The following is a 17,499-nucleotide window of genomic DNA, read 5'->3' as shown; positions in this document are numbered from 1 at the left end:
GTTAATTTTAATTTAATTTATTTAAATATAATTTAATAACCCTTAAGGAGATTTTCATTATGGAAAATATAGATATTGGTAAAAAAATTGAAAAACAAAGAAAAGAAAAAGGTTTAACTAGTAAAGAACTAGCAAAGATGGCCGATATTACACCATCTATGTTAAGTCAAATTGAGCGTGGGTCTGCTAACCCTTCTATTCAAACATTAAAAGTGCTTGCTAAAGCTCTTGATGTGCCAACATTTAGCTTTTTACTTGAAGATACAAATACAGACGATTTAATTGTACGTTCCCATAAACGAAAGAAAATGATTATTGATAATTTATCATATGAAATGCTTTCACCTGATTTCACTGGAAATTTAGCAACAGCAATTATGACCGTCCCGCCTAATACAGCTTCATCAGAAAATGTGCTAGAACATAAAGGAGAAGAATTAGCATTTGTCTTAGATGGGAAAATCACATTATATTTAAATGAGGAAGAATACGTATTAGAAACTGGCGACAGTGTAAAGATACCTGCTTATTTAAAGCATAAATGGGTGAATCATTTTAAAAAAAATGCCATTGTTTTGTTTTCTGTTACTCCGCCGATTTTTTAATGTATCAATAAAAACAGGATGATTCTTATAAAATGCGGATTATCCTGTTTTTATTAAATAAGAAAGTGAAATTTTTGTTAAAAACTTAACAGTTGGACCCAATCCGAACAATCCTCCTAAAAACATTTTTACAAGTGAAGCTATCCCTCCCATTGATGCTAACGTATCATGAGTCAGATTCATCCCACCACTACCAGAGGCACTTGTAATATTCACATAAAAATAAGAAATACGTAAAAATTAATTAATTTTTCAGAATTTTGTTGAAAAGTATAGTAAAATTACTCTTATACTTCTTCTATTTTGCTATTATAGAAATAATTAAATTAGGATACTTTTATCGGATGGGGGAATATATAATGAGTGTGTTATTAAAAGGGCATGAACAGATTGTCAACGAATTAAACATTTTATATCAAGTAATGGTAGCGGAGCAATTAATTGAAGCGAAACAATTAAAAGAAAAAATAGAGAAACAGATTAATAAAATTGAAGCTGATCAAAATCTATCGCTTTACTACTCCCTACTAAACTTTAAATATAAGGTCCTAACCGATTGGACAAACATTAAGTATGATACTTTTAGTCAAATTGTTCGTTTAGACAATCCAATAACTGAAGACTTTATTACTTATTATTATCACTTTTTTAAAGCTGAACATGCTACCATTATTGGAAATTATGATGAAGCAAAAAAAGAATACGAAAAAGCTGAATCCCTTTTAAAACATGTACCAGGCGAACTAGAAGAAGCTGAATATAAATATAAATTTGCTATATTTAATCACCATACAAACAAACCACTTACAGCAATCAATTATGCAAATCAAGCGAAAGAGATTTTCTCAAAATATCCACGTTATGAAATTAAAATAGCTCTATGCGAAAACATTTTAGGCTCATGTTCTGTTTATTTAAAACAATTCGAACAAGCCGAAGAGAACTATAATTCAGCAATCAATATTTTACAAAAGCTGAAAGACGATACACTAATCTTAAAAGTTCGAAATAACTTAGGTTGGCTCTACTCTTCTCAAAATCTATCAACCCTTGCTATTAGACATCTTACAATAGTTACAAACAAATTACCTAAACACCTAAAAGCCAATTTTCTACAAGCCAAAGAACATTTTAGTTTAAATGAAAAAGAACTTGCAAACGATTGGGTTCAAAAAGGCTTAGAAATTTGTAATGAATTAAATAATCAAGAATATAAACACCATTTCACTATCTTAAAAACACAACACACTGGTATTCTAGACGACTTAGAAAACGCAATCATTGCAGGCACTACATATTTTAACAGTAAAGAATTATACGATTATGCACAAGAATATTACGAATTATTAGCAGTAGAATTTCATAAAGTGAATAAAATAGAGAAATCTCAAAAATATTTTTTCAAAACTTACGAAGCAAAACAAAAATTATTAACTAAGGAGGCACTAAGATAATGAAAAAGATTAGTTTAGCTATTTTAACCTTTACATGCATACTTGCTTTTGGCTTTAATAATTTCACTGAAAATCAACAAGCAAAACAACTTCCAAAATGGGATACAGATAAACAAGAAACACATGCAGACCTATAGAAACCTAAAAACCCCTAATAAAGGGGTTTTTAGGTTTCTACAATATAATAATACGCTTATAAAAGATAGCCATACACAGATACTCTCTGTACATGGCTATCTTTTATTTTTTCGGCACCAACAAAATCCCTAAACTAATAATACAAAAGCTCATTATTTGCTGTGCTGATAGACCAAACAGAACCGAATTTTGTTCACTAACAAGCGAAATAATGATTTGAGCAAAACCCTCAATAATTAGAAAAACACTTATATTCTTTCCATTTCCGAGCCTTTCATTTTTCATCCATAACAAGCCCATTATACAAAGAGCAAGGATGATCTCGTATACGAATATAGGGTGATATAAAAGTTTAGATTCATATATTTTCATTCCCCATGGTAGTGTCGTTGGTGCACCTACTTCATGATGTAATAGAAAATAAAAGATAGTGCACACACACAATCCAAAAGGGAGTACATCAAGTAAAATACGAAGCGAAAATTGTTCCTTTTTACTTTTCCAAACAATGTATACACTAGCAATTACGCATCCTACTACAATATGTTGCATACTTCCAATAGCTAATATTGCTTGCACTGGCGCCCCAAAAGCCCATACAGGATTTAAAATTGCTGGTGCAAACTTCCATACAAATACGATGATAAGAAACGCATTTGTTACGGCATCCATCATTTTTTCATATGATACATTTTGATGCCTCATCTTTCGTTTCATCAACATAAATCCAAATAGACTTCCAATTATAAGAGATACGGGTTGTAATCTCACGATCCACTCCATCATCACGAAATCCCCTTTTAGCTCTCAATCAATTTCTTAAATTTCTTTTCTAATTGATCTGGTGGTAATACACCTCGTACATGATCTACTATAATTCCATCTTTATTAACAAAAAATGTCGTCGGTAAAGAGAATACTTTATAATCTAGTCCAGCTACTCCGTCCATATCTAGTAGAACCGGAAACTCAAATCCATAGCGATTAGCAAATGCGCTTGCTTCTTGTACTGGGTCACTAACAGTTGCATTCACCGCAAAAATTTCAACATCCTTTTTATATTTATCATACATATGAACTAAGTCAGGTGCCTCCATTTCACACGGCCCACACCATGATGCCCAAAAATTAATAATATATGGTTTTCCCTTGGCATCATTTAACGACTGCAACTTTCCGTCCAATCCTTTTAATGTGATGCCAGGTGCTTTAAAACCTACTTGTGGTAATACTTCTTTCTCTTGTAACTCTGCTTGTTTCGCTTTTCTTTCCTTTTCTTCTTTCTTTGAATTATAAAAGTTAACCCCCGCCCAAACGAGAGCACCTACTAGTATAATAGCAATTAGTTTCTTCACTTTTCTTCCTCCTCATTTTTAAAAACCTGTAAATCCACCAAATAGACGAATAAAGAATGCTGTCATTTTCGTCATTTGATTTGTATACAATAAAATACCTGTAATATATGATAAATAAGATATATATAGCGATAAAAAGTATAATGATATAAATGACAACACCTCTATCCACACTACATATAGTAGTGTTTATTCTTAAAAAAAGAGGCTATATGCACTCTCCGACAATAAGTACAATTGACACACAGAATAACCCTACTGTTACATATACCGAGTTCGTATGTAACGGAATAGTAAGCTTAGCAACCTTTTCATTTAACACTTGCTCGATTCGTAAATTTATTGCTGTTTTTGCAAATGAAGCTGTAACACATCGATTTTCCATTGTCTTTATTTTAATTAATTTTAATAACGCGCTACCTAACTCAAATGAAGATTCCATTTTTTTCATCGCATATTTATCTGCTGCTAACTCTTGATACGTATGATATCGTTGTAACAATTCTTTTAATATCGGGATGTACATCATTCCTTCTGCTAATAACGTAAAACAAAATAATTTTAGCGGATCCCAATTATTTTGATGATATTCTTCATGGAAAATAATCGCATCAATCTCTTCATCTGAAAACGTCTGAAGCAAACCTTCCGACATGACAACTTTCGGACGGAATAATCCAATTGTAAACGCTGCAACTTCCGCAGTCGGTAGTATATATATTTGTTTCCCTTTTCTAATAAATGGGATAAGTACTTTTTGTACTTTTTTACTATAGAAAAATTGCCGCCAAATTCTTTTACAAACAATCAATACAGTAATTAATAATAACCCCGCTATTATAATACGAACCATTGATAGTTCTTTCATATGTTTTTCTAACTGAAACAAGCAAAACTTTGAAAGGAAGAATGCCTTATTTTGAAAGAGAAATGGATATGTAACATAATACAATAACAAGCTGAAAAAGAGGGTACTAACAATGAGCGCTAACAATACGATTTTACGCATTTGCCCTTTCATTTCATCGATCCTCTTTTTTTAACTGATTCAATTTGTCTTCTAATTTTTTTATTAAATTCGGATCAGCCTGCTCTAACTCATCTATCATATGTGTTATAACTAAATCTCCAAATTCCCCCACTAATTCCTGTGTCATTTTCTTCGTTTGATTGGATAAGAATTCTTCTTTCGTTTGTATAGCACGATATATGCCACTTCTTTTCACAGTCTGTTTTTCTAAGTGTAATTTCTCTACTAACCTGTTCATAACTGTCATAACAGTATTAAAATTCACAGGCGATTCTTCACTTAATTTCCGCTGGACTTCTTTAATAGTAATACCTTCAGTAGACCAAATAATCTCCATAATCTTCGCTTCAAGCGGTCCAAAGAAATGATTTAATCCTTGCTCATTTAACCTATAGTTTTGCGTAAACATCGTATGACTCCTTTCACACTACGAATTGTAGTACAAATTAAATGAGAGGTCAAACGCAAGTAATACAAACTAAAATTCACTACCTATAAATACGTACCTCATTCTATTCATTATAAGCCTAACTTATCTCCAAATGTATCAAAGAGATACTGCTCTAATATTTGTACACTAAACTTCTCATTACGCCCAAGGGCAAATAATTCCCGATCCTTCGCTACGATAGTATCTAACGGAATAACTACATTATCCACTATTTTTGTAATTTCAATTATATTACTTTTTACATTTACTTCTGTTTTAAATTCAACGTTTTCTAACACTATATGTGAACGTCTTCCTGATGCAAAAAAAGTAAAATTAGGATTTTTAACAACGCCAATTTCAGTCTCTAACGCATATAAATAGTGAAAAATTACATCTCTATGTCCATCTTTTATTATTTTTTCATCCTTCTCATCGTCTAAGTATTCTTTCAGCTTCGTTGTAAATTCAAATCGAAAATCCACTTTTTTCACGCTCCTTCTTTGTATTTCATATTAAATAAATATATTGAAATAATTTCACCATATTGTAATACAACTTCCTATTAAAAGTAAAAACTGTTTTAGAAAATCGCTATTATTTCCGATACCCTTTTAAAATATAAGTATAAATTCAATATGAATGAATGCTTCATTACATCTATTTAAACATATTTTTTCCATTTTTTGAAACATTAGTATGAAATATTATATATCAATGAATGGTTTCTAATTCATTGGTATATATAGTCAGTAGTTTCTTTACTATCCCGATATACTTAAACTACATTTTCTACTTATTCATTACATATAGAGAAGGAATGTAACTCTCTTCTATCGAATTTTTATATAACAAAAATAATTAGGTGGTGCTTTACTATGAAATTAGCTGTCATTGGTGGCGGTGATTTACAAGATTCAAATCACTTGCCTATTAATGAACGCCTTATAGAATTAACAAATAAACAGTATCCAAAAGTATTGTTTATTCCAACGGCTAGTCATGATGATGAAAGCTATATAAAATTATTTTTAGACACGTTTGAAAAACAATTACATTGTGAAGTACAAATTTTACGCATTACAACAGATTCACCTTCTAAGTATGAAATAGACGAGATGATTCATTCAGCCGATTTAATTTATCTAGGTGGCGGAAACTATATTCACATGCTTACGCAATGGAAAGAACATAGACTTGATGAAAAATTATTATTGGCTCTGCAACAAGGGACACTTATTGCTGGCTATAGCGCTGGTGCTATGTGTTGGTTCACGTCTAGTATCCGATCAGATTATGAAGGTTCTGGTTATATAGAGAGTAATGGATGGGGGATTGTTAATAAAAGATTTTGTCCACATTATAATCAATTAAACAGAATGAACGCCTTCCATTCCTTTTTACAAAATCATCAAGGGAATATAGAAGGAATTGCACTGGAGGATAATTGCGCTTTATATATTACAGAGGAATCCTTTGAGATTATCGGTGAATCGGAAAAAGCATGGGAGTTTTATATGAGTGATAAAACACTCATTAGACAACATTTTGATATAACTTTAAAAAGCTATTTGTAAACCTGCACTTAAGAAAAAATGTCCCTAAGTCTAATAACTTAGGGACATTTTTTCTATTTAACTAACTAATCGTGTAATTCGTTTCTTTTGCCATGAAAGCTTATAATATGCATACTGCAATATTAAGCTGACAATAAATGCTGCTGGATACCCGATCCAGATACCTTCTATTCCAAGACTTGTATGGTAAGAAAGATAATATGCTACGGGTACTTCTACAAGCCAAATTGAAACAACTCCAATAACAGTTGGCCAAAGTACTGTACCGCTCGCTCGCATTGTCGCACTAATAATTTGTGCATGACCGAAAATTAAATAACTCCATAACGTAATCATAACTAAGCTATGAGCAATTTCAATTGTAGTTTGACTCGTTAAAAATAGTGATAAAATGTCTCTTGAGAATAAATAAATAAGAGATATTAACACACCACCGATGACGTAGTTCATAATAATTCCGGCCTTCACAACTTTCTGCAATCGATCAAATTGATTCGCCCCAATTGATTGTGCTGCAAAAATAGAAACTGTAATACCTAGGCTAACTGCTGGCATTTGTACATAACTTGCAACTTGATTCACAACGCCGTAAGCAGCTGTTGCATCCGAACCGTAACGATTTACAAATGCGATTACGGCAATCTCAGATAATGAAACTAATATCATATTTATACTTGCCGGTATACCGAGCCTTAGCAATAGCTTTAATAACTCCCCATCCATTCGAAGGTATTTTCTAACCGTTCCATCTAGTTGTAATGGGTGATTTTTCTTCTTTAAATACACAAGCATGACAATAAACGTAATAACTGTAGATATAACAGATGCATAGGCTGCTCCATACACATCTAATTTCGGAGCTCCTAACCATCCAAAAATAAGAACTGGTAATAAAATCATATTTAGTACTGTACTTACAATTAAAAAGTAAAATGGCGTTTTAGAATCTCCTGTACCTCTCATAAATGTTGTATATGCGAAATATAAAAATAATACTGGCATCGATATAAATAAAATCCGTGCATAATGTACACTTATTTCAATAATATTTTCTGGCGTTCCCATTAGACGCATAATATCCATCGCAAAAATACTTCCTATTATCGCCAACACAACTCCAATAATAAAGGTAAATGTCAGCGTCGTACCAACGATAGCTTTTAAACGATCTTCGTTTTTAGCACCAAACGCCTGACCAATTAAAATAGAGCTTCCTGAACCGATACCAATTACAAATGAAACGAGCAAGAAAAATAATGGGAAGAATGCTGATATAGCCGCTAAATCATTAACTCCAAGCCATCTTCCTACTACTACCATACCAAATAATTGTCCAACTGATTGTAGTACATTACTTAATAATAACGGTACTAAAAACATCGACATCGATTTCCAAATCGGTTTACTCTCACTTTCCAACTTATGTGACTCCGCACCTTCTTTATTGTTATCTGCAGGTGGTTTCAAATTTCATTTCTCCTTTTATTAAACATCTATTTTCAATATCTATCTCTTTGTATAGTTGTTATAATACTGTGCTTCTATTCATTTTCTTTTCTTATGATTATAACTTCACCCAATATTGACTTCCATCGGCTGTTCGATCTAAAAATCCATATTCAATTAAATATCTTCTTAAAGTTACGAAATCAGAGTATACATTTTCTATCACTGTATTTACTTCTTTTTCAGTATACTTTTTATTACTATCAAACTTCTTCACTAAATGACGCAATATAATTAATTTACGCTTTTGTTTCTTCGGAAATTTAGAGAGAGGTCCATCTAATCCTTCTGTAAAGTGAGCTTTTAATACTTCATTATTTTCTTCTTCCGTAATATTGTATCGGTCATCCACCATCGTTGCTGTTCTATGAATTGGTACAAATTTCGTTTGTACTTTTGATTTTTCTTCTGATAATTCCATTAGCGCTAAAAATACTTTTGCTTGCTTCATTTTCTCTCGCAGTGTAAATCGATGATTACGAATTGTTGATGTACTTCCGCCATCCAACTCTTTTACAATTTCTTTATCATTCAGTCCCATATAGAAAAACTGAACCATTTTCTTTTGTAAATCCGTTAATCCAGTAAATTTCTTATCCATATTTAGCAAATAATCAAACATAGACGTATGCTCATTTTGAATATGCAATTGGACGAACTTCTCTGCTTCATACAAAACTTGATTATCTTGATAAATAACACCTTTAATAAATGTTTCACCACAAGCTAAGCAAATGTACCCCTCTTTTTCTTCATCAAACACATACCCTTTCTTTAATTCCTCTATTGACGCATCCCAAAACTTCTCTGAAATATCGCTCATACTAAACACTCCTTCAAAATGTTTATTTAAAAACCAAACAAATCACTATATCGTTTATTACCACTTCATCATCTTATCACAACACAAACAAACATTTCAACGTTTCGTTTGCCCATTTTATAAACTTTTATAAAAACATCTATCAAAAGGGGTTAATACAACGAAAAGCGAATATGTTTATACAAATTCATTTTATAGGATGTGAAATAGAACATGAATATTCTTCAAGACCCTTGGTTTACCGTTAAGCAAATTGCACAGAACGCATATGCGATTAGTGAATATGGAACCGGTATTCACTCATTCCAAAACTTCAGTATTCAATTTTAACTACAAAAAAGATGTTTCCGTATAAGAAAACACCTTTTACTTTTTATCCCGCTATTTACCGGGCAGTAAGCCTCCCACTAATTAACGTTTCACTTTATATATTCTATTTACAGTCTCTACTAAAACCTTACTTGCTTGTACAAATGTATGCTTTCGATTTCTATCTTCAACAAATTTATTAGCACAACTACTCATAATCATCATACAACTAATTATGACTAACGCTATCTTTCTATTCTTGTAAGTCACTTTATGCCACTCCACTATTACAAAACTTCTTTTGAATTTATCCCATCAAGAAATTTTACATGAATAATAAAACGTGTGAATATGCAATTCTGCATATTCACACGTTTTATCACAATGTTATGATTTAATTTAGTTACAGAACAAGTATACCGAGGTGACTAACTTGAAATTTAAAGCGAAAAAAAATCCATTCCACGTCATTTTCATTACATTATTTATAATTATTTTTTTCGTTTCGTTATTCTTTCAAAATGAAAATTCTATTTTTTTCACTCTCATGATGCTGCTAAATATCGTGAATCTTTCTTCATTCTATTTCTCTCACTACAACGTAACGGAATCATCTCTTGTTGTAAAACACGGTTTCATACTTCGTACTGAAATCCCATTTAAAGACATTCGCCATATTAAGCACTCTGGCAAAAAACTTCGTTCAAAAAAATGGACCAGGCAACAATTAGAAATACATTACAATTTATTTGACTCAGTGACCTCTTTCGTACCACTAGAAGAAGAAAAATTCATTTCACTCTTAAAAGAGAACTGCCCACAGATGAAAGTAATGAATACGCCTGCTAACAAATAATATATTTTGAAGCTTGCATTATTGCAAGTAGATGAAACTTAAAAATGAACATCAAAAAAGCCAAGATTCTATACTCAGAACCTTGGCTTTTTCTATTACTCTTTTGGAGCAATCATTTTCTTTGGATCTACAATTTCATCAAATTGCTCTTCTGTTAGTAGCCCAGATTGCAATGCTGCTTCTTTTAAAGTTAATCCTTCTTTATGAGCATGCTTCGCAATTTTCGCTGCATTTTCATATCCGATATGTGGGTTTAGCGCTGTTACAAGCATTAGTGAGCGATTCACATTTTCATTAATTACTTCTTCATCTGCTTCAATACCAACTGCACAATTGTCATTAAACGAAACAATTGCATCCGCTAATAAGTGAGCTGATTGTAAGAAGTTATAAGCAATAACAGGTTTAAATACATTTAACTCAAAGTTACCTTGGCTCGCAGCAAATCCGATTGTTGCATCATTCCCCATTACTTGCGCTACAACCATCGTTAACGCTTCACTTTGCGTTGGATTTACTTTACCTGGCATAATAGAGCTTCCCGGTTCATTTGCTGGAATAATAATTTCTCCAAGACCACTACGTGGACCACTTGCAAGCCAACGTACATCGTTAGCGATCTTCATTAGATCCGCAGCTAATGCTTTTAATGCACCGTGAGTATATACAACTTCATCATGGCTCGTTAATGCATGGAACTTATTTGGTGCAGAAACAAATTGTTTACCTGTAAATTGACTAATTTCCTCTGATACCATCTCACCAAATTTAGGATGAGCATTAATACCTGTTCCAACCGCAGTTCCACCAATTGCTAACTCTTTCATATATGTATTGCTCTCTGCAATCATACGCTCTGTTTTTTCAAGCATACGGTGCCATCCGCTAATTTCTTGCCCTAAAGTTAACGGCGTTGCATCTTGTAAATGTGTACGACCAATTTTTATAATATGTTCAAATGCAGTTACTTTTTCTGCTAAAGTTTCTTTTAATTTCGTAATCGCTGGTAATACGCGATTTTCTACTGCGATTACACAAGCTACATGAAGCGCCGTTGGAAATGTATCATTTGAACTTTGTGACATGTTCACATCATCATTCGGATGAATATGTACGTCAGATCCCTTCTCTTTCAAAATTTGATTCCCACGATTTGCAATTACTTCATTCACATTCATATTTGACTGTGTACCACTACCTGTTTGCCATACGACAAGCGGAAAATGTTCATTCCATTTCCCTGCAATCACTTCGTCAGCAGCTTCTACAATTGCTTCTGCTTTTTCTTCTGATAGCTTTCCTAATTTTTGATTGCTAAGCGCTGCACTCTTCTTTAAAATTGCAAATGCTTTTACAATTTCAAGCGGCATTTGCTCTGTTCCAATTGGAAAGTTTTCTTTACTACGTTGTGTTTGTGCTGCCCATAATTTATCAGCTGGAACTTTTATTTCTCCTAATGTATCTCTTTCAATTCTGTACTCCATGTTTTCATCCCCTTGAAAATATAATACCTACATCTCTTATAATAACAGACTTCCTCTTAAATGATAAGAATTCTCACTCTTAAATATAGATATTCTATATTTATTTAAAAAAATTCCTCTTGACCTAAACTTAAGTTTAGGCTGTATCCTTTCCATTGTAACCTACTATAACATTACTGGAGGAATTCAATATGAAAAAATATGCTTTTATAACAGGTGCGAATAAAGGAATTGGATATGAACTTGTTCGTCAATTAGCAGAAAAAGATTATCACGTATTTTTAGGTGCTCGTAATGAACAACTTGGACAACAAGCCGTAGAATCTTTAAATGTTTCAAACGTTTCCTATATTCAAGTAGATATTTCAAATTCACAATCCATTCAAGAAGCAACAAAGAAAATTTACGAAACGACTGATCACTTACATTTATTAATTAATAATGCAGGCATAGCGCTAGACTTCAATATGCTACCTAGTGAATTAAATATTGAAACTTTACGCCAAGGATTTGAAGTTAATTTTTTTGGAACTTTCCAAATGATGCAAGCCTTTTTACCATTATTAAAGAATTCAAGCAACAGTAAAATAATAAATGTAACAACTGATATGGCCTCACTAACAATGTTTTCTAATGGTGAAACACATCCAATTAATACACTAGGATATAATTCTTCAAAAACAGCTATTAATGCTTTAACATTAGCTTTTAGTAAAGAATTTGCTACTAACGGTCCAGAAGTATTTGGGGTAACTCCTGGTTTTACAACTACGGATCTTAATGGAAATTCCCCCGGTGGCCATACAACCACTGAAAGTGCTAAAATTATTATTAAATATGCATTAAGTGAAACAAACTATAATGGCAAAATACTAAATAAAGATGGCATTATACCTTGGTAATAAAAGGATGAATGATATGTATTATACAATTGGACAAGTCGCCAAGATGCAACACTTAACAATTTCTCAAATACGTTATTACGATAAACAAGGACTGTTCCCTTTTCTGCAAAGAAACGAAAAAGGAGATCGAGTTTTTGATGAAGAAGCACTGAAATATTTAGAGATGATTTTGTGTTTAAAAAACACTGGTATGCCAATTCAAAAAATAAAACAATTTATCGACTGGTCTATGGAAGGAGAATCTACCATCCTTCAAAGGTTAGAATTAATGAAACAACAGGAGACCAATGTCTTACAGCTCATTCAAGACACTGAAAAAAACTTAAAAAAGATACAACAAAAAATTGCTAAATATGAGAATGAAATAACTTCAGCAAATGCTATTAAAAAATAAAAAAATCACCTTCTACATATTGTAGAAGGTGATTTTTATTTTATGATGCTTGCTTTCCTTTATCTGCATCATCTACATACCAGATGAATTTGCCTGTATATCCGTAAATAACTGCTAAAATTAACGATACGAAGCTTAACCACATAAACGGAACGTATGAGAACGTTGCTACACCTAAAATACCAGCCATAAAAATACCATTATCAGACCATGGAACCATACCTGAAGTTAACGTTCCACCTACTTCTGAGTTACGCGCTAATACACGACGGTCTATTTTTAATTTATCATAGCTATCTTCCATAATTTTTGGTGTTAAAATTAGTGATACATACATCGCACAACCAAATATATTAGCTAAGAATGCCACGATTAATGTAGACAATGTTACATTACCTGCAGAATTTAATTTCTTCTCAAATTTTGATACGATTACTTTTAAAACACCTAGTTTTTCAAGTAATCCACCAAATCCTAAACCGAAAATAATAACGGCTACTGAGCCAAGCATGCCGTTAATTCCACCACGGTTTAATAACTTGTCAACAAACTCAACACCAGATTGAATTGAGAATCCGTTATAAGCTGTTCCAATCGCCTCTCCAAAGTTCATCCCTTGGAAAAGGGTTGCCCAAATTGCACCAATTAAAGCTCCCATTGCAATTGTTGGCATAGACGGTTTCTTCATCGCTAATAGAACGATAACAATGACCGCCGGAACAAGCATCCATATTTTAATATCAAATTGCTTTAATAAAGCTTCTTTTAAAAATTCTACTCGATTCAAATCTACATTATCGCCGCCATACATCCAACCAGCTACAGTAAACATAATACTAGTAATAATATAAGCTGGAACATCTAATACGAGCATAGCTCGAACGTGAGCAATAACATCTACTTTCGCCATAGAAGCTGCAAGAACTGTGCTATCAGAAAGTGGTGATAATTTGTCGCCGAAATAAGCTCCTGAAAGAACTGCACCAGCAACAAGCGGAAGTGGTAAACCAAGGCCTTCACCAATCGCCATCATAGCAATACCTGCTGTTCCCACTGTTCCCCAAGACGTTCCTGTTGCGATAGAAGTTATAGAACAAATAATTAATGTTGCTAATAGGAATATGCTAGGGTGAATAAATTCTAATCCATAATAGATTAATGTTGGTACTACCCCACCAGCAATCCATGTTCCAATTAAAGCACCTACTGCAACTAAAATCAGTATCGCTTCTAATCCGTTAGAAATCCCTTTCGTAATTGCATCTTGCAATTCTTGATAACGAAATCCTAATCTTAATCCAAGCGCAATTACTAAAAACCATGAAATAAATAGCGCTAATTGAATTGGGAGATCAAAAATCGTTTGGAAGGAAAAGACAACAGCAAGAAATAGTAATAAAAGAACTATGATTTCTAGCATCGATGGTAATCTTACACTTTTCATTTTTTTCTCTCCTTACAAGTCGATAACATGACGTATGTCGTCTTACATGTATGTAATATACAATTAGCGAAGACAAAACAAAATTTTCATATTATTTCGATTTATTTTTCCAGTATAATATATTCACAACCCTTTCTATTGTAAAAGTAGATTACGTTTTTCGCAATGAAAAATATAAAAAATGTTGTATTTTTATTTATCCCGATATTTTCGGCCAATAAGACCCCCGCCTTAAAATTCAGTAAGTACAAAGCACTTAGGTAAGAAATTAACTACTGTAAAATTCCGAATTGATATGAACGTATTAAAGCTTCACTTTATTTACAAGGAACAATCCCATACTAACTTTTTTAATATTTGCTGCAATAAAACTTTTTACAACTATCTTCACTTTTTAATTCACACTATTATTTTCCACACAAAAATAGGACACACATCATTAAAATGATGCATGCCCTATCTTTATTTATACATATTTTGTATTTCTTCTTTATTTTTAAGTATTTCCTCAAACTTATCACTACAACCCTTCGGAAATAACACTCCCAGTCCATATGAATGCGCAAATTGAAAATGAGGGTACTTCGCTTTTACCTCATCCCAAAACTTATATACGCCGAAATCACTACTTCTAACTTCAATATCATGAAATAATACAATACCGTTTTTCGCGACTTTCGGTAGCCATGTATTATAATCGTGAGAAACAGCTTCATACGTATGGTAGCCATCAATATGCAAAAGATTTATCGTTTCATCTTGAAACCGGTCTACAGCATCATCAAAAGTAGATCGAATTAAATTTCCTATATTAAGGTAGTTATCGCTCACTACTTTTTCTACTATTTGAAAAACCCCTTCTCCATATGGACCTGTATGCCCATCTCCAGCCCAAGTATCTACTGCAAAGCATTTAGTCGATAACCCTCCATCTTTTACTCCCTGACAAAAACTAAAAAAGGAAGCTCCTAAATGTGTACCTAACTCAACTAAAGTTTCTGGTTTTTCAAATCGTACTAAGTCATATGCAAAATCTAAATGTCCACTCCACGCAGATTGTGACCGAATAATAGGACTAAATGTTTCAAATTCAAATGATGGTTTATGAGTAACCCAGTTCATCGCATAACTCCTTCTGCACATATTTTTAACAAACCAAATTACTCTTATCTTTATTTTTTTATCGCCTTGATTATGATTCTATTTCATGAAAATATGAAGAATTTATTCTTTTCTATTGAGGTAAAGCATCATATACATATGGGTCAGTTGGCTTATTAATTTTCTCGATTTTGTTTACTTTTACAAGTGGAAAAACTGTTCCTTTATATGTCGTTTCATCTAATAATCCTGTTATTTTCACCCATGTTTCTTCTGGAATTTTTTCAATATTTTTCCCGGTAACAATCATCCCCCAGACTGATGCATCCGCAATACAACAAGTTATGCCATATCGAGCCACTACTGCTTTATTACCCGTCACATCTTTATCCTTATATATAAACCCTAAGAATGTAATTTCTTTCCCTTTAAACCAATTAACATTTTGACCAATTACATTCATTGTTTGAACATAATCCTTATCCTTTACTTGTAGTTTACGCTGTCCTAACATACTTTTTACTACTTGCTCTTCCGTTTTATAAGTCGTTGCTAAATTTGATGTTTCTTCTGAATCAACTAATACTTCTCGCTCATCAAACTTAACCTGTTTCCCCTCTTTTTCGTTTCTTTCCAGACTTCTCGCCTGTACACTTTGATTCATACCCCTTTTTCCTGCTAAACTTCCATCAATTGTTACACTTCCAAAGAGAAAAGCACTAACTATCGGAACAACAAATAAAACATATACAAAGAAACTTTTTATCCCTGATTTTGATGTTGTATGATGTTTACAACAATTATAATCATGCTGTTTTTCTCTTCCATCCCCCCAAACTTGTACAATACCAAAAATTAAAATTACTACAAAAGCTATATACGTAAATTTGATCATTTTTGGAGCGATAAAATTATAAATATTCCCTGTTACAAGTAGTTTAAATAAGAGCATTGCTAAACCAATTAAAATAATGCCACGAATATAGCGATGATATGCCTTCTGCTCCTCTTTCTCCATTCTTTCTCACCTCCTATAACATTATGATTTGCACGATGGTATACACAGATACAATGACAATTCCCATCAAAAAGAATACAAATCTCTTTTGAAAATACGCAAATAGCATTAACGTATTTTTCATATCAAGCATAGGCCCAAACACAAGAAATGCGAGAAGTGCCTTTATCGAGAAAACATGTCCAAAAGACGCAGCTATAAAAGCATCGGCTGCAGAGCAAATTGATAAAACATAACCAAACCCCATCATAATAACGGGAGCAATTACTTCGTTATGTGCTACTGCATCCAGTACATTTCGATCAAAAAACGTTTGAAATACACTTGCTAAAAAAGCACCAATCAATAAATACTTACCAGTATCAAAAAACTCATCTACAGTGTGATTCATAACATCTTTCCAACTCTTTTTTTTGCTTGTTTGAACTGAAACCTCTACGTCTTTTAAAACATTTCTTTCGCGATAGCAATAATACACAATTAGACCTATGAATAGAGCAACTAGAATTGTTATCCCAAAACGTGCATATACAACGTAATCATTTTTTTGAAACGCATATACAGTAGATAAAAAAACGACTGGATTCATAATGGGTGCACTCAGTAAAATAACAATGCCTACATGAAGTGGTAACCCCTTTTGAATGAGCCTTCTTACAATTGGTATAATGACACATTCACACATTGGAAAAAGAACTCCCACAAATACTGCTGGAATCATTGCAACAATTGGAGATTTCGGCATTACTTTTTGAATCATATCTTCCGTCACAAACACTTGAATAAATGAAGAAACAATTACCCCTAATAAAATAAAAGGTATTGCTTCAAAAATGATACTTAAAAATACCGTATTCACATTCAGCCATTCCTGCGGTATATTTTTGTGCAAATTTACTAGACTTGTAAAATCTACAAAAAATAATAAAAAGAGAAACATAGCGATAAGAGCTATGCCTACTAATTCTTTTGAAACTCTATTAAAGACCAAGCTTCTCGCCTCCATTTTATTTATATGTAAACATGTGCTTGTCCAAATCCTTCATACTACAGCACAAATTTTATAGTCT

General features: G+C 32.6%; 21 protein-coding genes. 7 read left to right on the top strand and 14 right to left on the bottom strand.

What is annotated here, in order from left to right; all coding sequences use genetic code 11:
• The first annotated feature begins 59 nt into the window (after positions 1 to 59).
• Positions 60 to 605, top strand: a complete 546-nt coding sequence (locus ACTFRY_RS13040; RefSeq protein WP_016117549.1) for a helix-turn-helix domain-containing protein — start codon at positions 60 to 62, stop codon at positions 603 to 605.
• Positions 606 to 644: 39 nt separating this feature from the next.
• Here ACTFRY_RS13040 and ACTFRY_RS13035 read toward each other — a convergent pair whose 3' ends face one another.
• Positions 645 to 821 carry a hypothetical protein gene (locus ACTFRY_RS13035; protein ID WP_001999537.1) on the bottom strand — a complete coding sequence of 59 codons (177 nt, stop codon included), beginning with the start codon at positions 819 to 821 and terminating at the stop codon, positions 645 to 647.
• Positions 822 to 964: 143 nt separating this feature from the next.
• Here ACTFRY_RS13035 and ACTFRY_RS13030 point away from each other — a divergent pair, with 143 nt between their 5' ends.
• Positions 965 to 2,059, top strand: a complete 1,095-nt coding sequence (locus ACTFRY_RS13030; RefSeq protein ID WP_000114846.1) for a tetratricopeptide repeat protein — start codon at positions 965 to 967, stop codon at positions 2,057 to 2,059.
• Complete coding sequence (locus ACTFRY_RS13025; RefSeq protein WP_000724010.1) at positions 2,059 to 2,196, top strand: hypothetical protein; 138 nt, start codon at positions 2,059 to 2,061, stop codon at positions 2,194 to 2,196. Before ACTFRY_RS13030 ends, ACTFRY_RS13025 begins: the two co-directional genes overlap by 1 nt.
• Before the next feature lie 103 nt (positions 2,197 to 2,299).
• On the opposite strand, the gene ACTFRY_RS13020 is transcribed toward ACTFRY_RS13025, so the two are convergent.
• The 5 genes from ACTFRY_RS13020 to ACTFRY_RS13000 all read right to left on the bottom strand — a co-directional run bounded on the left by ACTFRY_RS13020 (position 2,300) and on the right by ACTFRY_RS13000 (position 5,497).
• Positions 2,300 to 2,980, bottom strand: coding sequence for a prolipoprotein diacylglyceryl transferase family protein (locus ACTFRY_RS13020; RefSeq protein WP_440032358.1), 681 nt, complete (start codon positions 2,978 to 2,980; stop codon positions 2,300 to 2,302).
• A gap of 17 nt (positions 2,981 to 2,997) precedes the next feature.
• Positions 2,998 to 3,552 (bottom strand): TlpA family protein disulfide reductase, encoded by a 555-nt coding sequence (locus tag ACTFRY_RS13015; RefSeq protein WP_000733185.1) that lies wholly within the window; start codon positions 3,550 to 3,552, stop codon positions 2,998 to 3,000.
• A 208-nt stretch (positions 3,553 to 3,760) separates the two neighbouring features.
• The gene (locus ACTFRY_RS13010; protein WP_016117547.1) at positions 3,761 to 4,573 is read right to left on the bottom strand and encodes a M56 family metallopeptidase; all 813 of its coding nucleotides are present in this window, start codon (positions 4,571 to 4,573) and stop codon (positions 3,761 to 3,763) included.
• Between the two features lies 1 nt (position 4,574).
• Positions 4,575 to 4,991 (bottom strand): BlaI/MecI/CopY family transcriptional regulator, encoded by a 417-nt coding sequence (locus tag ACTFRY_RS13005; RefSeq protein WP_016117546.1) that lies wholly within the window; start codon positions 4,989 to 4,991, stop codon positions 4,575 to 4,577.
• A 110-nt stretch (positions 4,992 to 5,101) separates the two neighbouring features.
• Positions 5,102 to 5,497, bottom strand: coding sequence for a DUF3942 family protein (locus ACTFRY_RS13000; protein WP_000347526.1), 396 nt, complete (start codon positions 5,495 to 5,497; stop codon positions 5,102 to 5,104).
• Between the two features lie 393 nt (positions 5,498 to 5,890).
• Here ACTFRY_RS13000 and ACTFRY_RS12995 point away from each other — a divergent pair, with 393 nt between their 5' ends.
• Entirely contained in the window at positions 5,891 to 6,589 is a 699-nt protein-coding gene (locus ACTFRY_RS12995; RefSeq protein WP_016117545.1) for a peptidase E, read from the top strand.
• 57 nt (positions 6,590 to 6,646) lie between these two features.
• On the opposite strand, the gene ACTFRY_RS12990 is transcribed toward ACTFRY_RS12995, so the two are convergent.
• The 3 genes from ACTFRY_RS12990 to ACTFRY_RS12980 form a co-directional block, all read right to left on the bottom strand.
• The gene (locus ACTFRY_RS12990) at positions 6,647 to 8,056 is read right to left on the bottom strand and encodes an MATE family efflux transporter (protein WP_044796725.1); all 1,410 of its coding nucleotides are present in this window, start codon (positions 8,054 to 8,056) and stop codon (positions 6,647 to 6,649) included.
• A 97-nt stretch (positions 8,057 to 8,153) separates the two neighbouring features.
• Positions 8,154 to 8,918 (bottom strand): DUF2087 domain-containing protein, encoded by a 765-nt coding sequence (locus ACTFRY_RS12985; protein ID WP_016117543.1) that lies wholly within the window; start codon positions 8,916 to 8,918, stop codon positions 8,154 to 8,156.
• Between the two features lie 411 nt (positions 8,919 to 9,329).
• On the bottom strand, positions 9,330 to 9,497 hold the full coding sequence (locus tag ACTFRY_RS12980; RefSeq protein ID WP_000221433.1) for a hypothetical protein: 168 nt from the start codon (positions 9,495 to 9,497) through the stop codon (positions 9,330 to 9,332).
• A gap of 163 nt (positions 9,498 to 9,660) precedes the next feature.
• Here ACTFRY_RS12980 and ACTFRY_RS12975 point away from each other — a divergent pair, with 163 nt between their 5' ends.
• A complete protein-coding gene (locus ACTFRY_RS12975; RefSeq protein ID WP_044796727.1) occupies positions 9,661 to 10,083 on the top strand; it encodes a PH domain-containing protein in 423 nt (140 codons plus the stop codon).
• A 95-nt stretch (positions 10,084 to 10,178) separates the two neighbouring features.
• On the opposite strand, the gene fumC is transcribed toward ACTFRY_RS12975, so the two are convergent.
• On the bottom strand, positions 10,179 to 11,567 hold the full coding sequence (gene fumC, locus ACTFRY_RS12970) for a class II fumarate hydratase (protein WP_061664437.1): 1,389 nt from the start codon (positions 11,565 to 11,567) through the stop codon (positions 10,179 to 10,181).
• A gap of 191 nt (positions 11,568 to 11,758) precedes the next feature.
• Here fumC and ACTFRY_RS12965 point away from each other — a divergent pair, with 191 nt between their 5' ends.
• Both ACTFRY_RS12965 and ACTFRY_RS12960 read left to right on the top strand, forming a co-directional pair.
• Positions 11,759 to 12,469, top strand: a complete 711-nt coding sequence (locus ACTFRY_RS12965) for an SDR family NAD(P)-dependent oxidoreductase (RefSeq protein ID WP_016117541.1) — start codon at positions 11,759 to 11,761, stop codon at positions 12,467 to 12,469.
• Between the two features lie 16 nt (positions 12,470 to 12,485).
• Complete coding sequence (locus ACTFRY_RS12960) at positions 12,486 to 12,866, top strand: MerR family transcriptional regulator (RefSeq protein WP_000291861.1); 381 nt, start codon at positions 12,486 to 12,488, stop codon at positions 12,864 to 12,866.
• 40 nt (positions 12,867 to 12,906) lie between these two features.
• Here the strand turns inward: ACTFRY_RS12960 and nhaC are convergent, their stop codons facing one another.
• The 4 genes from nhaC to ACTFRY_RS12940 all read right to left on the bottom strand — a co-directional run bounded on the left by nhaC (position 12,907) and on the right by ACTFRY_RS12940 (position 17,435).
• Positions 12,907 to 14,310, bottom strand: coding sequence for a Na+/H+ antiporter NhaC (gene nhaC / locus ACTFRY_RS12955; protein WP_000843992.1), 1,404 nt, complete (start codon positions 14,308 to 14,310; stop codon positions 12,907 to 12,909).
• A 462-nt stretch (positions 14,311 to 14,772) separates the two neighbouring features.
• Complete coding sequence (locus tag ACTFRY_RS12950) at positions 14,773 to 15,432, bottom strand: class I SAM-dependent methyltransferase (protein ID WP_001104673.1); 660 nt, start codon at positions 15,430 to 15,432, stop codon at positions 14,773 to 14,775.
• Between the two features lie 112 nt (positions 15,433 to 15,544).
• Complete coding sequence (locus tag ACTFRY_RS12945; RefSeq protein ID WP_000409938.1) at positions 15,545 to 16,429, bottom strand: TIGR03943 family putative permease subunit; 885 nt, start codon at positions 16,427 to 16,429, stop codon at positions 15,545 to 15,547.
• 13 nt (positions 16,430 to 16,442) lie between these two features.
• The gene (locus ACTFRY_RS12940) at positions 16,443 to 17,435 is read right to left on the bottom strand and encodes a permease (RefSeq protein ID WP_170968601.1); all 993 of its coding nucleotides are present in this window, start codon (positions 17,433 to 17,435) and stop codon (positions 16,443 to 16,445) included.
• Positions 17,436 to 17,499 lie beyond the last annotated feature (64 nt).

It is taken from the genome of Bacillus cereus group sp. MYBK195-1 (assembly GCF_051916605.1).
GTDB lineage: Bacteria > Bacillota > Bacilli > Bacillales > Bacillaceae_G > Bacillus_A > Bacillus_A cereus.
This window is presented reverse-complemented; position numbering and strand designations above follow the sequence as displayed.

Bases quoted from the DNA above. Each gene is read 5' to 3' on its own strand.
- ACTFRY_RS12995 (WP_016117545.1), top strand. From the start codon at position 5,891: ATGAAATTAGCTGTCATTGGTGGCGGTGATTTACAAGATTCAAATCAC.
- ACTFRY_RS13040 (WP_016117549.1), top strand. From the start codon at position 60: ATGGAAAATATAGATATTGGTAAAAAAATTGAAAAACAAAGAAAAGAA.
- ACTFRY_RS13010 (WP_016117547.1), bottom strand. From the start codon at position 4,573: ATGAAAGGGCAAATGCGTAAAATCGTATTGTTAGCGCTCATTGTTAGT.
- ACTFRY_RS13005 (WP_016117546.1), bottom strand. From the start codon at position 4,991: ATGTTTACGCAAAACTATAGGTTAAATGAGCAAGGATTAAATCATTTC.
- ACTFRY_RS13020 (WP_440032358.1), bottom strand. From the start codon at position 2,980: ATGGAGTGGATCGTGAGATTACAACCCGTATCTCTTATAATTGGAAGT.
- ACTFRY_RS12960 (WP_000291861.1), top strand. From the start codon at position 12,486: ATGTATTATACAATTGGACAAGTCGCCAAGATGCAACACTTAACAATT.
- ACTFRY_RS13030 (WP_000114846.1), top strand. From the start codon at position 965: ATGAGTGTGTTATTAAAAGGGCATGAACAGATTGTCAACGAATTAAAC.
- fumC (WP_061664437.1), bottom strand. From the start codon at position 11,567: ATGGAGTACAGAATTGAAAGAGATACATTAGGAGAAATAAAAGTTCCA.
- nhaC (WP_000843992.1), bottom strand. From the start codon at position 14,310: ATGAAAAGTGTAAGATTACCATCGATGCTAGAAATCATAGTTCTTTTA.
- ACTFRY_RS13025 (WP_000724010.1), top strand. From the start codon at position 2,059: ATGAAAAAGATTAGTTTAGCTATTTTAACCTTTACATGCATACTTGCT.
- ACTFRY_RS12965 (WP_016117541.1), top strand. From the start codon at position 11,759: ATGAAAAAATATGCTTTTATAACAGGTGCGAATAAAGGAATTGGATAT.
- ACTFRY_RS12950 (WP_001104673.1), bottom strand. From the start codon at position 15,432: ATGAACTGGGTTACTCATAAACCATCATTTGAATTTGAAACATTTAGT.
- ACTFRY_RS12940 (WP_170968601.1), bottom strand. From the start codon at position 17,435: ATGGAGGCGAGAAGCTTGGTCTTTAATAGAGTTTCAAAAGAATTAGTA.
- ACTFRY_RS12985 (WP_016117543.1), bottom strand. From the start codon at position 8,918: ATGAGCGATATTTCAGAGAAGTTTTGGGATGCGTCAATAGAGGAATTA.
- ACTFRY_RS12945 (WP_000409938.1), bottom strand. From the start codon at position 16,429: ATGGAGAAAGAGGAGCAGAAGGCATATCATCGCTATATTCGTGGCATT.